12 protein-coding genes are annotated in these 14,941 nt (G+C 73.5%); 8 read left to right on the plus strand and 4 right to left on the minus strand.

The window, feature by feature from the left end; all coding sequences use genetic code 11:
- Positions 1–19: 19 nt before the first annotated feature.
- Positions 20–661 (minus strand): pentapeptide repeat-containing protein, encoded by a 642-nt coding sequence (locus C9F11_RS18250; RefSeq protein ID WP_138960299.1) that lies wholly within the window; start codon positions 659–661, stop codon positions 20–22.
- 58 nt (positions 662–719) lie between these two features.
- A complete protein-coding gene (locus C9F11_RS18255) occupies positions 720–1,997 on the minus strand; it encodes an amidohydrolase family protein (RefSeq protein ID WP_138966658.1) in 1,278 nt (425 codons plus the stop codon).
- Between the two features lie 255 nt (positions 1,998–2,252).
- Here C9F11_RS18255 and C9F11_RS18260 point away from each other — a divergent pair, with 255 nt between their 5' ends.
- The 4 genes from C9F11_RS18260 (at position 2,253) to C9F11_RS18275 (ending at position 6,959) form a co-directional block, all read left to right on the plus strand.
- Positions 2,253–5,645 carry a BTAD domain-containing putative transcriptional regulator gene (locus C9F11_RS18260; RefSeq protein WP_249401783.1) on the plus strand — a complete coding sequence of 1,131 codons (3,393 nt, stop codon included), beginning with the start codon at positions 2,253–2,255 and terminating at the stop codon, positions 5,643–5,645.
- A 222-nt stretch (positions 5,646–5,867) separates the two neighbouring features.
- On the plus strand, positions 5,868–6,047 hold the full coding sequence (locus tag C9F11_RS18265) for a hypothetical protein (protein ID WP_138960300.1): 180 nt from the start codon (positions 5,868–5,870) through the stop codon (positions 6,045–6,047).
- 181 nt (positions 6,048–6,228) lie between these two features.
- Positions 6,229–6,432, plus strand: coding sequence for a hypothetical protein (locus C9F11_RS18270; RefSeq protein ID WP_138960301.1), 204 nt, complete (start codon positions 6,229–6,231; stop codon positions 6,430–6,432).
- Positions 6,433–6,572: 140 nt separating this feature from the next.
- A complete protein-coding gene (locus C9F11_RS18275) occupies positions 6,573–6,959 on the plus strand; it encodes a VOC family protein (RefSeq protein ID WP_138960302.1) in 387 nt (128 codons plus the stop codon).
- A gap of 42 nt (positions 6,960–7,001) precedes the next feature.
- Here C9F11_RS18275 and C9F11_RS18280 read toward each other — a convergent pair whose 3' ends face one another.
- A complete protein-coding gene (locus C9F11_RS18280) occupies positions 7,002–8,612 on the minus strand; it encodes a FadD3 family acyl-CoA ligase (RefSeq protein ID WP_138966662.1) in 1,611 nt (536 codons plus the stop codon).
- Between the two features lie 106 nt (positions 8,613–8,718).
- Here C9F11_RS18280 and C9F11_RS18285 point away from each other — a divergent pair, with 106 nt between their 5' ends.
- The 3 genes from C9F11_RS18285 to C9F11_RS18295 all read left to right on the plus strand — a co-directional run bounded on the left by C9F11_RS18285 (position 8,719) and on the right by C9F11_RS18295 (position 11,331).
- Positions 8,719–9,969: a lipid-transfer protein gene (locus C9F11_RS18285; RefSeq protein ID WP_249401784.1), complete on the plus strand. Its 1,251-nt coding sequence runs from the start codon at positions 8,719–8,721 to the stop codon at positions 9,967–9,969.
- An 82-nt stretch (positions 9,970–10,051) separates the two neighbouring features.
- Positions 10,052–10,483: an OB-fold domain-containing protein gene (locus tag C9F11_RS18290; RefSeq protein WP_138966666.1), complete on the plus strand. Its 432-nt coding sequence runs from the start codon at positions 10,052–10,054 to the stop codon at positions 10,481–10,483.
- A gap of 44 nt (positions 10,484–10,527) precedes the next feature.
- Positions 10,528–11,331 (plus strand): enoyl-CoA hydratase/isomerase family protein, encoded by an 804-nt coding sequence (locus C9F11_RS18295; protein WP_138960303.1) that lies wholly within the window; start codon positions 10,528–10,530, stop codon positions 11,329–11,331.
- A 159-nt stretch (positions 11,332–11,490) separates the two neighbouring features.
- Here the strand turns inward: C9F11_RS18295 and C9F11_RS18300 are convergent, their stop codons facing one another.
- Positions 11,491–11,913, minus strand: a complete 423-nt coding sequence (locus C9F11_RS18300) for a MarR family transcriptional regulator (RefSeq protein ID WP_138960304.1) — start codon at positions 11,911–11,913, stop codon at positions 11,491–11,493.
- Positions 11,914–12,108: 195 nt separating this feature from the next.
- On the opposite strand from C9F11_RS18300, the gene eno reads away from it, so the two are divergent.
- Positions 12,109–13,386, plus strand: a complete 1,278-nt coding sequence (gene eno / locus C9F11_RS18305) for a phosphopyruvate hydratase (RefSeq protein WP_138960305.1) — start codon at positions 12,109–12,111, stop codon at positions 13,384–13,386.
- The last annotated feature ends 1,555 nt before the right edge of the window (positions 13,387–14,941 follow it).

Below are 14,941 nucleotides of genomic sequence, written 5' to 3' on the forward strand. Positions count from 1 at the left end.
GCGCCGGGCCCGCCCCGGCTCAGCCCACCTCGAAGCCGAGCGCCCCGGCGATCACCCCCGCCTGGTCCAGGTCGACCTTCGTGCCCCCGATCGCCACGGTCAGCGGGTCGAGGGAGGACAGCTCGCTGCCGCGCAGGTCGGCCCCCATGAGCTGGGTGCTGTGCAGCTGCGCGCCCGACAGGTCGCAGCAGGTCACGACGGCCTCCTCAAGACGGGCCGCCGTGAGGTCCACCTCCCGCATCCGCACCCCGTCGAACACGGCCTTGCGCAGATCGGCGCCCGGCAGCGCGACGAACGACCAGTCCCCGCCGCGCACCTCGAGGACCGTGAACGTGCACTGCTGGAAGAGGCTGCCCACCGCCTTGCACTGCTCGAACCGGGTGTCGAAGAACACGCAGCGCTTGAAGGTGCAGTTGGTGAAGGCCGCCGAGGTGAACCGCGCCGCGTTGAACTTCACTCCGGCGAAGGTGCACCCGTCGAACACCGCCCCCTCGGCGACCGCCTCCGTCAGATCCGTGTCGAAGAACGTGAAGCGCTCGTACGCCTCCCCCGACAGGTCCCTTCCGTACCAGTCCCCGCGCCGCACCACCCGCTCCGCGTCCGGCACGGGCGGCTCGTGCGAGAAGGGATCGACACCGGCCCGCTCACGTTTGATCGCCATGCCTCCGATTGAACCCCGAGGCACTGACAACCGCCCGGGAGACGGCGGTCGGCCCCGCTCAGGCCCCGGGCCCCGGCCACAGACCCGCCGGGGTGAGGCCGAGCAGGTCGATGGCGTTGCCGCGCACGATCCGCTCCACGACGTCCGGAGCCAGGTGTTCCATCTGGGCCTCGCCGACCTCGCGCGACTTCGGCCAGGTGGAGTCCGAGTGCGGGTAGTCGGTCTCGTACAGGACGTTGCCGACGCCGATCGCGTCGAGGTTCCGCAGCCCGAAGGCGTCGTCGAAGAAGCATCCGTAGACGTGCTCGGCGAACAGCTCGGAGGGCGGCCTGCGGACCTTGTCGGCGACGCCGCCCCAGGCCCGGTTCTCCTCCCACACCACGTCCGCGCGCTCCATGATGTAGGGAATCCAGCCGATCTGTCCCTCGGCGTACATGACCCGCAGGCGCGGGAAGCGCTCGAACTTGCCGCTCATCAGCCAGTCGACCATCGAGAAGCAGCAGTTCGCGAACGTGATGGTGGAGCCGACGGCGGGCGGCGCGTCGGCCGAGGTCGAGGGCATCCTGCTGGACGACCCGATGTGCATGGCGACGACCGTGCCGGTCTCGTCGCAGGCCGCGAGGAACGGATCCCAGTAGTCGGTGTGGATCGAGGGAAGCCCCAGGTGGGGCGGTATCTCGGAGAACGCGACGGCCCGCACGCCCCGGGCCGCGTTGCGCCGCACCTCGGCCGCCGCCAGGTCCGCGTCCCACAGCGGGACCAGGGTGAGCGGTATCAGACGACCTCGGGCGGCGGGCCCGCACCACTCCTCCACCATCCAGTCGTTATACGCACGCACACAGTGAAGGCCCAGGTCACGGTCCTCGGCCTCGGTGAACGTCTGGCCGCAGAAGCGCGGGAAGGTGGGGAAGCACAGGGCGGACTGGACGTGGTTGACGTCCATGTCGGCGAGGCGCTCCGGGACGCTGTGGGAGCCCGGACGCATCTGCTCGTAGGTGATGACTTCCAGCTTGATCTCGTCGCGCGCGCAGCCGACGGCCGTGTCGAGGCGGGTCAGGGGCCGGTGCAGATCCTCGTACACCCACCAGTCCCCGATGGGGCCTTCGTCCCCCTTCGCCCCCATCACCGGGGCGAACTTACCGCCCAAGAACGACATTTCCTTCAGGGGGGCGCGGACGATGCGCGGGCCCCGGTCGCGGTACTTCTCCGGCAGCCGGTCCGCCCAGACGTGCGGGGGCTCCACCGTGTGGTCGTCCACCGAGATGATCCGGGGGAACGGGGGCCTGGTGACGGCGGTGCCCTGGACGCTCTCCGCAGTGTTCTCCACGGTCTCCATGCCGCCCACGGTAGCGCGCATCTGACGATCCGTCAGTTGTCCGAAACCGGTCACTGGTGCGATGACCCTGTGAGAGCCGTCTCGCACGGCTGACGCATTCGCCCTCGACAAGGCAAACTGTGCACCGCAGTACGTCGTGCGGGCTGGGCAGACCCGTATCGGGCACAGCAGGCAGGAACCGGGCACAGCCGGGCACAGTTGGGCGTATTTGATCAGACATAGGCAACTGCGTGCGGCAGGGCAGCAGGGGGAGCGATGGACGGTCTACCGCGAGTTCCGGAGCAGCGGCGTCCGGCTGCGGGAAGCGCTTCGCTTGGCGCGAGCCAGGAGCCGGGCCCCGGCCGGGGCCCGGCCGGGCCCGAGCCTGCCCCGGACCCCGCCCCCGCCAAGCCCTCTGCCCCGGGCCGGGCGACACGCGGCGGCCGGAGCAAGAGGGGGCTGGCGGCAGGGCCGCTGTCCGGCCGGGCGGGTGCCGTGGGGACGGCGGGCGCCACAGGCTCGGCAAGCGCCACAGGCGCGGCGGGTGCCACAGGCTCGGCGAGCGCCCCGGGCGCGGCAGGTGCCACAGGCTCGGCAGGCGCAGGCGCCAGGGGTGCCGCAGGCTCGGTGAACGTGGCAGACGCTCCGGCCTCGGCGGGTGCCGCAGGCGTAGGCGCGGCCGAGGTCTCCGGCGCAGCGGCCGCAGGCGGCGCGGGCTCGGGCGGCAGCTCGGGTGAGGCCGAAGGGGACGTGCAGGCGACCGCGCGGTTCAGCGTGTTGGGGCCCGTGCGGGCCTGGCTCGGGGAGCAGCAGCTGTCCACGGGGTCACCGCAGCAGCGCGCGCTGCTCGCCGCCCTGCTGCTGCGTGACGGCCGCACGGCCACCGCGTCCGAACTCATCGACGCCATCTGGGGCGAGGAGCCCCCCTCGCAGGCCCTCGCCGCCATCCGCACCTACGCGTCGCGGCTGCGCAAGGTCCTCCCGCCCGGCGCCCTGGTCAGCGAGTCCGGCGGCTACGCCGTGCGCGCCGCCGAGGGCGCGCTCGACCTCGCCGAGGCCGAGACCCTGTCGGCCGTGGCCGAACGGGCCCGCGCCCAGGGCGACCTGTGCCAGGCCCGCGCCCTCGTCAACAAGGCCCTGTCCCTCTGGGACGGCGAGCCCCTCGCGAACGTGCCGGGACCGTACGCCGACGCCCAGCGCACCCGCCTGGAGGAGTGGCGCCTGCAACTCGTCGAGGCCCGCCTCGACATGGACCTCGAACAGGGCTGCCACGCCGAGTCCGTCTCCGAACTCACCGCCCTCACCGCCGCGCACCCGCTGCGCGAGCGCCTGCGCGAACTGCTGATGCTGGCCCTCTACCGCTCCGGCCGCCAGGCCGAGGCCCTCGCCGTCTACGCGGACACCCGCCGCCTGCTCGCCGACGAGCTCGGCGTCGACCCGCGCCCCGGCCTCCAGGAGCTCCAGCAGCGCATCCTCACCGCCGACCCGGCCCTGGCCGAGCCCTCGGCCCCCGCCGCCGAACCGTCCGCGGGCGTCATCCGGCCCGCCCAGCTTCCGGCCACCGTGCAGGACTTCACCGGCCGCGTCTCCTTCGTCAAGGAGCTGAGCGACATCCTCTCCACGGCCGAGGGCCGGGTGATGGCGGTGTCCGCCCTCGCCGGCATCGGCGGCGTCGGCAAGACCACCCTCGCCGTGCACGTCGCGCACGCCGCGCGCCCGCACTTCCCCGACGGCCAGCTGTACGTCGACCTCCAGGGCGCGGGCCCCAGAGTCGCCGAGCCCGAGACGGTCCTCGGCGCCTTCCTGCGCGCCCTCGGCACGGCCGACCCCGACATCCCGGACACCCTGGAGGAGCGGGCCGCGCTGTTCCGCTCCGTCCTGGACGGCCGCCGCGTCCTCGTCCTGCTCGACAACGCCCGCGACGCCGCCCAGGTCCGCCCGCTCCTGCCCGGCACGGAGGGCTGCGCCGCCCTGGTCACCTCCCGCACCCGCATGGTGGACCTGGCCGGGGCCCACCTCGTCGACCTGGACGTGATGTCCCCCGACGAGGCGCTCCAGCTCTTCACGAAGATCGTCGGCGAGGAGCGCGTGGCCTCCGAGCGGGAGGCGGCCCTCGACGTGGTCGCCGCCTGCGGCTTCCTGCCCCTGGCCATCCGCATCGCGGCCTCCCGGCTCGCCGCCCGCCGCACCTGGACCGTCTCCACCCTGGCCGCGAAGCTGGCCGACGAGCGCCGCCGCCTCGACGAGCTCCAGGCGGGCGACCTCGCCGTCGAGGCCACCTTCGAGCTCGGCTACGGCCAGCTGGAGCCCGTCCAGGCCCGTGCCTTCCGCCTCCTCGGCCTCGCCGACGGGCCCGACATCTCCCTCACGGCCGCCGCCGCGATGCTCGACCTCGCGCCCGAGGACGCCGAGGACCTCCTGGAGTCCCTGGTCGACACCTCGCTCCTGGAGTCCGCGGCCCCCGGCCGCTACCGCTACCACGACCTCGTCCGCCTCTACGCCCGCGCCTGCGCCGAACGCGACGAACTCCCGCCCAGCGAACGCGAGGCCGCGCTCTCCCGGCTCCTGGACTTCTACCTGGCCTCGGCGGCCCGGGTGTACGCGATCGAGCGTCCCGGTGACCGGACAGTGGATCACCTGGAGTCCGTCGACCACCCCGTACGGGGCTTCGAGGACGACGCCAGGGCCCTGGACTGGCTGCACGCGGAGGCGGCCTGCATCCTGGCGTGCGCCCAGCAGTCCCTGGGCCGGGCCGGGCTGCGGCGGGCGGTGGACCTGCTGCTCGCGGCCAAGGACCTGGCGGAGTCGGGGGCGAGCTCGCACCGCTTCGAGCTGGTGACCCGGGCGGCCTGTGCCGCCGCGCACGAGGCGGGGGACCCGCACGCCGAGGGCCGGGCCCGCGTGACCCTCGGGCAGGTCCTCAACAAGCTCGGCTCCTTCGAACAGGCCGCCGTGGAGCTGCAGCGCGCCGCGGACCACGCCGAGACCACCGAGGACCCGTGGACGCGGGGCAACGCCGCGAACGAACTGGCCATCTCCGTGGGCTGCATGAACCAGCACGCGGGCAGTGATCCACTCGCACTCAAGACCGTCGAGACCCACGTCCTGCGCGCCATCGAGGCCTTCCGGCTCGACGGCAACCGGCACGGCGAGGCGAGCTCCCTGTGCAACTGGTCCCGGACCCTCGCCATGATGGGGCGCACCGACCAGTCCATCGAGCTCGCCCGCCAGGGCGTGGCCCTCTACGACGAACTCGGCATCAGCTTCCGGGTCGCCAACGCCCGGTACGCGCTGGGGATCGGCCTCAACCAGGCCGGACGGTACGCGGAGGCGCTCGTCCAGCTCACGGACGCCCAGCGGGTCTTCGCGGAGAACCGCCAGCGGCTGTGGGAGGGCGCGGCGCACTACCGCATCGCCCAGGTCCACCTGGCGGCCCGCCACCCCGCCCAGGCCGCGAAACACGCCGAGCAGGCCCTCGCCACCGGCTGCGTCGGCGGCGACTGGATGCGCGCCAACGTCCTGACCGTGCTCGGCAAGGCGCTCGACAGCCTCGGCCAGATCGACCGGGCCCGGGCCTGCTGGAGCAAGGCCCTGGCCCTGCACGAGCAGACGGGGGCGCCGGAGGCGGACGAGGTGCGTGTCCTGCTGCGTCCGGTAGCGGCCGCATAGGGCCTCAACCGCACCGCGCAGGGCCGTCTTCGAGCACGTTCATCGAACGTTTATGACGGGCTGCCACTCTTATTTCAACGATCCGTCGCGTCGGGGGGCAGACGGGTCGCGTGGGCCCCACAGCTATCGTGAGCGGCCCTGGACCGCCCGCTCGGCGACCCTCGGGGGAGTTGCCGAGCGGGCGGTCTAGTCCCGGAGCCCCGCACCAAGCTGGAGTCACACATGAGCGACAGCAAGAAGAAGAAAGTCCTCAAGCCCATGGGGGACGGGCACATGCCCGCACCGCCTGAGGACGGACCGATAGTCCCGACCGGCGATGGTCACATGCCCGTCCCTCCCAAGGGCGGCGCGACCACCAAGGGTGACGGCCACATGCCGGCCCCGCCCGCGAAGGACGCCTGAGACTTTCATCCTGACGGGGATCGGCCGCGGCGGCGCGGAGGGGGAGCCGCCGCGGCCGAGGCGTTTCCGGGGTGACCCGATTGCGCCAACTCGACGATTTTCAACAGCATTTGTTCGAATATAGGGCTTATGTACGGCTAGAGTCAGTTGTGGAAAGTCTGTCCCCCTCCAAGGAGTTGGAATGACTCGAACCAGAAAGATCCTCGTCACCCTGGCCGTGGTCGCCGCGGCCTCCGCGGGAGCCTCGACGACGGCCTTCGCCGACAGCCACTCCCCGGTGGCGGCGCCGCTCGGGGACGGCCACACCCCGGTCACCCCGCAGGGCGACGGGCACTTCCCGGCACCGCCCGGCGACGGCCAGATGCCGACCCCGCCGCGGAGCTGAGCGCCCCCGGGGCCGAGCTGCCCGCTCGGCCCCGGAGCCGTTCGAGGCCCGGAGCGTTCGAAGCCCGGAGCCGTTCGAAGCCCGGGGGCCGGGCCGGAAATCGGTGGACAGGCCCGGCCGCGTGTCGCATAGTCCGCCGCATGACCACACTGGTGCGCCACATCACGTTCGACTGTCGCGACGCCTACGGGCTCGGCACCTTCTGGGCCGGGGTGCTCGGCGGGTCGCTCGCCGAGGACGACGCCCCCGGGGACCCGGAGGTCCTGCTCAGGACGCCCGGGGGGACGGACCTGCTCTTCGTCGTCGTACCGGACGCCAAGACCGGGAAGAACCGGGTGCACTTCGACCTCCAGCCGCAGGAGCGGTCCCGTGACGAGGAGGTGGAGCGGCTCCTGAAGCTGGGGGCGACGCTCGTCGCCGACCACCGGCGGCCGGACGGGCTCGGCTGGGTGACCCTGGCCGACATCGAGGGCAACGAGTTCTGCGTGGAGCGCAGCGCGGCCGAGCGGGCCGCGACCGACGGCTGAGCCGCCGGCCCACGCCCCGGCCGCACCCCGGCCACGGCCCGGCTAGCCGGTCACGCCGCGTCGGCGCAGTTCGCCCTTCAGGACCTTGCCGCTCGCGTTGCGGGGCAGGTCCGGCACGAACTCGACCTCGCGCGGGACCTTGTAGTTCGCCATCTCGCGCCGCGACCAGGCGATCACGTCGTCGGCGGTGAGCGTCGCGCCGGGACGGCGCACCACGTACGCCTTGCCGACCTCGCCCAGACGCGCGTCGGCGACCCCGATCACGGCCACGTCGGACACGTCGGGGTGGACGCCGAGGAGCTGCTCTATCTCGGCGGGGTAGGCGTTGAAGCCGCCGACGATGAACATGTCCTTGATCCGGTCCGTGATGCGGAGGTTGCCGTCCTCGTCGAGGACGCCCACGTCGCCGGTGCGCAGCCAGCCGTCGCCGGTCAGGACCTTCTTGGTCTCGGACGGGTCCTCGTAGTAGCCGCTCATCACGTGGTGGCCCCGGACCAGGACCTCGCCGGGGCTGCCCGGCGGCAGCGTCTCCCCCGCCACCGACACGATCCGGACCTCGGTGCCGGGTATCGCGCGGCCGGACGTCGTCGCGACGACCTCCTCCGGGTCGCCCCTGCGGCACATCGTGACGATGCCGCTGGCCTCGGAGAGCCCGTACGCGGTCAGGACGGTGGAGATGCCCAGCTCGGCGCGGAGCCGCTGCACCAGGCGCGGCGGCACGACCGCGGCGCCCGTCACCACGAGCCGGAGCGCGGACAGGTCGTGCGCGTCCCGGGCCGGGTGGTCGAGGAGCGCCTGGTGCAGGGTGGGCGGTCCGGGCAGCACCGTGACGCCCTCGCCGACCACGTTCGCGAGGACGGTGTCCACGTCGAACACCGGCTGCGGGATCATCGTGGCGCCCCGCATCAGACAGGCGATGATCCCGGCCTTGTAGCCGAAGGTGTGGAAGAAGGGGTTCACGATCAAGTAGCGGTCGCCTTCGCGGAGTCCCGCGAGGTCGCTCCAGATCTCGTAGCAGCGCAGGGTCTGCGCGTGGGTGATCACCGCGCCCTTGGGGCGGCCCGTCGTGCCCGAGGTGTAGACGACGTCGGAGGGCCAGGTGCCCTCGACCGCGTCCGCGCGGGCCCGCACCTCGGCGTCCGGCACCGCGTCGCCGCCCGCGAGGAAGTCCTTCCAGGTGCGGAAGTCGGCGGGGGCGTCGTCGGCGAGCACCACCACCTCCTCCAGGTGCGGCAGGCCGGGCAGCGGCCCGTCGCCGGAGCCGTCACCGGCCGCGCGCCGGAGGGCCGCCACGTACGACGTGCCGAGGAACGTGCCGGTGACGAAGAGCAGCCGGGCGCGCGAGCGGCGCAGGACGTACGCGGCCTCCGTGCCCTTGAAACGGGTGTTGATCGGCACGAGGACGGCGCCCGCGCTGACCGCGCCGAGGGCGGACACGATCCAGTCGAGGGTGTTCGGCGCCCAGACGGCGACGCGGTCCCCGGCCCGCACCCCGCGCGCCAGACACGCGGCGGCGGCCCGCTCGACGCGCTCGCCGAGCTCCTCGTACGTCACCCGCGTACGGCCCTCGACGACCGCCTCCCGGTCGCCGAAGCGCCGCACCGCCGCCCGGACCAGGCCCGGGACGCTGCCCCACTCCAGGTCACCGCGCATCCTCACCCATCCCCCTCCGTCACGTAGCTGACTAACCGTCAGATTAGCTGTAGCCTGGCGCGCTGTCAGCAGCGTGGCGCACCGCGAGGCGTCTGGAGGCACCCGGATGACTTCCCCCAGAAAACTGCCGGCAACCGACGGTTCCACAGGACCCGCGGCGGCGGATAGGGCCGCACGCCCCGCGGGCCGCGCCAGAAGGCCCGCGGGAACGGCCTCGATCAAGGACGCCACGGCGATCGTCGGCATCGGGCAGACCGACTTCGCCCGGCAACTCCCCGAGAGCGAGAAGGCCTTGGCCTGCCGCGCGATCCTCGCCGCGCTCGCCGACGCGGGCATCGCCCCGGCCGAGGTCGACGCCTTCGCCTCGTACACCATGGAGGAGACCGACGAGGTGGAGGTGGCCAAGGCCATCGGCGCCGGGGACGTGACCTTCTTCAGCAAGGCGGGCTACGGCGGTGGCGGTTCCTGCGCCACGCTCGCCCATCTCGCCGCCGCGATCACCACGGGCCAGGCCACGGTCGGCGTCGCCTGGCGCTCCCGCAAGCGCGGCAGCGGCCCGCGGCCGTGGAAGAACACCGCCGTCCAGCTCCCCACCCCCGCCCAGTGGACCCGGCCCTTCGGGCTCCTTCGTCCTGTCGACGAGATAGCGATGCTCACCCGCCGCTATATGCACGAGTACGGCGCGAGCCGCGACCACCTCTTCAACGTGGCCCTGGCCTGCAGGAATCGCGCCAACCAGAATCCGGCCGCGATCATGTACGAGCGTCCGCTCACGCGTGACATGTATATGACGTCCCGCTGGATCAGCGAGCCGCTCTGCCTCTTCGACAACTGCCTGGAGACCGACGGCGCGCTGGCCTGCGTCCTCGTCTCCGCCGCCCGCGCCCGCGACTGCCGCCACCGGCCCGTGTACGTCCACTCCGTCGCACAGGGGCTGCCCGCCCAGCACCACGGCATGGTCAACTACTGGAACGACGACCCGCTCTCCGGGCCCGCCTGGACCGCCGCCCGGCACCTGTGGAAACACGCGGACTTCGGCCCCGAGGACGTCGACGTCGCCCAGATCTACGACGCGTTCACCCCCCTCGTCCCGCTCTCCCTGGAGGGCTACGGCTTCTGCGACCGGGGCGAGGGCGGCGCGTTCACCGAGGGCGGCGCCCTGGAGATCGGCGGCCGCCTCCCCCTCAACACGGCGGGCGGCGGCCTCAGCGAGGCGTACGTCCACGGCTTCAACCTGATCACGGAGGGCGTGCGGCAGCTGCGCGGCGCGGGCACGGCACAGGTGCCCGGAGCGTCGACGTGCCTGGTCACGGCGGGCGAGGGCGTACCGACGTCGGCGGTCCTGCTGCGGAACTGAGCGTCGGCAGCCGCGCGTTCGCGCGGCCCACGGAGAAGCCGTTCACGCGGCCCACGGAGGAGCTGGGAGACCCATGAACGAACTGCTGACCCCCGTCGTCGACGACGACGGCGCCCCCTTCTGGGAGTACGCGGCCCGCGGCGAGCTGCGCGTCCAGGCCTGCGCCGCCGACGGCTGCGGCGCGCTCCGCTTCCCGCCGCGCCCCTGCTGTCCGCACTGCGGGTCCTTCGCCTCCGACTGGCGCCGGATGAGCGGCAAGGGCCGGATCTGGTCGTACGTCGTCCCGCACCCGCCGCTCCTGCCCGCCTACGCCGCCCTCGCTCCGTACCACCCGGTCGTCGTGGAGCTGGCCGAGGCCCCGCACATCCGGCTCGTCGGCAACCTCGTCGCGCGGGCGGGGGCCTCCCTGGACTCCGTGGCGGCAGGGCGCCCCCGCGTCGGGGCCCGGGTGCAGGTGGTCTTCGCCGACCAGGGCGGCGTCGTCGTGCCGCGCTGGGTCCTGGAGCGGCCGTGACGGGGCCTGCGAACGGAGCCGGGGGCGCGAGCGGAGCCGGAGCCGTGTGCGGAGCCGGAGCCGCCGCCGGGCTGCGGGTCGAGCGGGACGAGGAGACCGGGGTGGCCGTCCTGACCCTGGACCGGCCCGAGCGGCACAACGCGATCGACCTGCCCCTGGCCGCCGGACTCGCCGCGGCCTGGCGGGAGTTCCGCCACGACGACGCGGTGCGGGCCGTGGTCCTCACCGGCGCGGGCGACCGGGCGTTCTGCACGGGCATCGACCGGGCGGCCGAGGTGCCCCAGCCCTCCTCGCCGTACTCCCTCGACGACCCGCTCCTCACGGTCGGACCCAAGGCCAACGACCTGTGGAAACCGGTGCTCGCCGCCGTCAACGGCATGGCCTGCGGCGGGGCGTTCTACCTGCTCGGCGAGGCGGAGTTCGCCCTCGCCGCCGAGCACGCCACGTTCTTCGATCCGCATACGACGTACGGGATGGTCAGCGCCTACGAGACCGTGTACATGGCACAGCGGATGCCGTTCGGGGAGGTGGCGCGGACGGCCCTGATGGGGACCGCCGAGCGGATGTCCGCGCGGCGGGCGTACGAGGTGGGGCTCGTCTCCGAGCTGTGCCCCGGCGACGGGCTCCTGCCCGCGGCGCTCCGGGCGGCGGCGACCATCGCCTCCTACCCCACCGAGTCCGTACAGGGCACGGTCCGGGCCCTGTGGGCCACGAAGGAGGCGGCCCGCGCGCAGGCCCTCGCCCAGGCGCCGCACCTCATCGCCCTGGGCAACGCGCCGCGCGCGCGGCAGGCGGCGCTCTTCGCGGGGCGTGCCCGGGGTGGGGGCGGGGGGCACCGGCTGCGGTAGGTCCAGCCCGGTGGGTCGGGAGGGCGCCAGTGGGTGGGGCGGGCCCTAGTGAGCCGGGCGGGTCCAAGTGGGCCGAGCGGGTCCTAGTGAGCCGGGCAGGTCCTAGTGAGTCGGGAGGGTCCTAGTGAGCCGGGAGGGTCCTAGTGAGCCGGGCGGGTCCTAGTGGGCCGCGAGCCTCTCCACGAGGCCGATCCCCCGGGCCAGCAGCTTCCGCTCCTCCGGCGTCAGCTCCGCCTCGATCGCCCGCGCGAGCCAGTCCGCCCTGCGCCCCCGCTCCTCCTCAAGGAGGGCCCGCCCCGCGGTGGAGAGCTCGACCAGGCTCTTGCGGCCGTCGGTCGGATGCGCCCGGCGCGTGATCAGCCCCTGCTCCATGAGCAGCCCCACGGCCCGGGCCATGGACTGCGGGCGCACCCGCTGATCGGCCGCCAGCTCGCTGGTCGTCATCGCACCGCTGCGGTCGAGGGCGCCGAGGACGGCCACCTGGCCGTGCGGCATCTGGTCCTCGAGCTTCACGCGCCGCGTGAGCTTTCCCATCGCGGTACGCAGTTCTGCCGCGACGGCGGCGGATTCCGGAAGGGGCATACCGAACTTTAACGCAGCGGTGCTGCTCAGGCCCGCTGCGTAGCAGGCCTGAGCAGCACGACTGAACAGCTGAGCTGAACAGAGAAACTGAACAGCACAACTGCACAGCACTGCTGTAGAGTGCGGTGCGCCGGGTCCGCGCCACCGTCGCCGCAGCCGAACCCCGGCCACGCATGCGACAACGGGAGGACTCCCATGACCGCCATCACCTCCGTCACCGGCCGCCGCGTCCTCGACAGCAGGGGCAACCCCACCGTCGAAGTGGACGTGGAGCTGGCGGACGGATCCCTCGGCCGGGCCGCGGTCCCCTCCGGCGCCTCCACCGGCGCCCGCGAGGCCGTGGAGCTGCGCGACGGCGAGCCGGGCCGCTGGCACGGCAAGGGCGTCGACCAGGCGGTACGCCACGTCAACACGGAGCTCGCCGCCGCCGTCCTGGGCCGCGAGGCCGAGGACCAGGCGGGTCTCGACGCCGTCCTCGTCGCCACGGACGGCACCCCCGGCAAGTCCCGGCTCGGCGCCAACGCGATCCTCGGGGTCTCCCTGGCCACCGCCAAGGCCGCGGCCGCCGCCCACCGCCTGCCGCTCTACCGCTACCTCGGCGGCTCCGGCGCACGGCTGCTGCCCGTACCGATGATGAACATCGTCAACGGGGGCGCGCACGCCGACAATCCCCTGGACTTCCAGGAGTTCATGATCGCCCCGATCGGCGCGGAGAGCTTCGCCGAGGCCGTACGCATGGGGTCCGAGATCTTCCACACCCTGCGCCGCGACCTCCTCGCCGCCGGGCACTCCACGGGCGTGGGCGACGAGGGCGGCTTCGCCCCGGCCCTGCGCACCGCCGAGGAGGCCCTCGACTTCGTCGTCGCCGCCGTCGAGCGCACCGGGTACCGGCCGGGCGCGGACATCGGCCTCGTCATGGACCCGGCCTCGTCCGAGTTCTTCCGCGACGGCGTCTACGACTACGCCGGGGAGGGCGTGCGGCGCACCCCCGCCGAACACGCCGACTACCTGGTCGAGCTGGTCGACTCCTACCCCGTCGTGTCGATCGAGGACCCGATGGCCGAGGACGACCTGGACGGGTGGCGGGACCTGACCGCGCGCGTCGGGGCGCGCTGCCAGCTCACCGGCGACGACGTCTTCTGCACCAACGAGACCCTCCTGCGCGAGGGCATCGCCACCGGCGTCGCCAACTCCGTCCTCGTGAAGGTCAACCAGATCGGCACCCTGACCGAGTCCCTGGCCACCGTCGACGCCGCCCACCGGGCGGGCTACACCGTCGTCATGTCCCACCGCTCCGGCGAGACGGAGGACACGACGATCGCGGATCTGGCGGTGGCGACGGGGTGCGGGCAGATCAAGACCGGGTCCCTCTCCCGCTCCGACCGCACCGCCAAGTACAACCAACTCATCCGCATCGAGGAGTCCCTGGGCCCCACCGCCCAGTACGCCGCCACCCAGGCCTTCCCCCGGTAACTCCCCCTCCACCCCAAGCCCGGCTTCCACCACCAGCCCTTGCTTCCACAGCCAGCCCTGCTTTCATCGCCGGCCCTGCTTTCATCGCCGGCCCTGCTTTCATCGCCGGCCCCCCTCCTCCGCCAACTCTGCCTCCGCTGCCAGCCCCTTCCGCCCCAAGCCCTGCCTCCGCTGCCAGCCCCCTCCGGCACCAGCCGCCACCGGGCCCCAGCCACCGCCCGTCCTGCCAGGCCACCGCTTGGGCCGGCCACCGCTTGGGCCCGGCAGTGGCCACCAGTTGGGCCCGGCCGTGGCCACGGCTTGAGCCCGGCCGGGCGTCGCCTCCTGCGGAGGTCTCCCCCACCCGCCCACCCGTACCGCCCGGCTCCGCCCGCCCGGCCCCGACGCGGGGCGCCGCGCCTGGCACCCCCGCCGCCCGTCGCTACCGCGACGGGTGCCTTCCCACCCACCCACCCGACTCTCCCCAGCTGCGCGAGGTTCGGCCTGAGGGGGCGCCACTGGGCCCGTCCGCCGGGCGGGGGCGGGCGGCGGGACCGCCCAGAAGCCCGTTTCCGGCTGACCCCGACCCTCGGGCGGGGCGAAGTTGGGGCCGCGCTGCCCCCCGAGGCCGGCGAATGGCAGTGCTCGCCGCCCTGCTCGGCGTGCTGCCTCCGGGCGGCACCCCGGGTGGGGGCGGGTGGCGGGACCACGCTTGCTCCGGACGGGAGCTGGTGGTGGGGCCCGCACCGGTGTGGCTCGGTTGGAGTACTGCTGCTGGGCGCATGCCCTGGGCGGGGGCGGGCGGGGGGACCACGCCTACTTCGGGCAAGAGTTGACGGGGCCAGTACTGGTACGGCTTGGCCGGAGCACTCCCGCCGAACGCACGCCCCGGGCGGGGGCAGGTGGCAGGACCACGCCTACTTCGGGCAAGAGTTGACGAGGCCCATACCGGTACGGCTTGGCCGGAGCACTCCCGCCGAACGCACGCCCCGGGCGGGGGCAGGTGGCAGGACCACGCCTGCTCCGGGCAGGAGCTGGCGGTGGAGCCCACACCGGTGCGGCTTGCTCGGAACACTCCCACCGAACGCACACCCCGACACACTCCCACCGAACGCACACCCCGACCGGGGCCGGGCGGACGGATCACGCTTACTCCGGGCGGGAGTTGACGGGGGCCCGCACCCGTGCGGCTTGGTCAGGGCAATGCAGCTGGGCGCGCGCCCTGGGCGGAGGCGGGTGGTGGGACCACGCCTACTCCGGACAGGAACTGACGGTAGAGCCCACACCAGTGCGGCTTGGTCGGAACACTGCCGCCGGACGCACGCCCCGGCCGGGGGCGGGTGGCAGGACCACGCTTACTCCGGGCAGGAGTTGACCGGGGGCCGACACCCGTGCGACTTGGTCAGGCAATGCAGCTGGGCGCATGCCCTGGGCGGGGGTGGGCGGTGGGACCGCACCCCCTCCGGACAGGAGCTGACGGTAGAGCCCACACCAGTGCGGCTTGGTCGGAACACTGCCGCCGGACGCACGCCCCGGCCGGGGGCAGATGGCGGGACCACGCCTACTCCGGACAGGA

This window comes from Streptomyces sp. YIM 121038 (assembly GCF_006088715.1).
Lineage (GTDB): Bacteria > Actinomycetota > Actinomycetes > Streptomycetales > Streptomycetaceae > Streptomyces.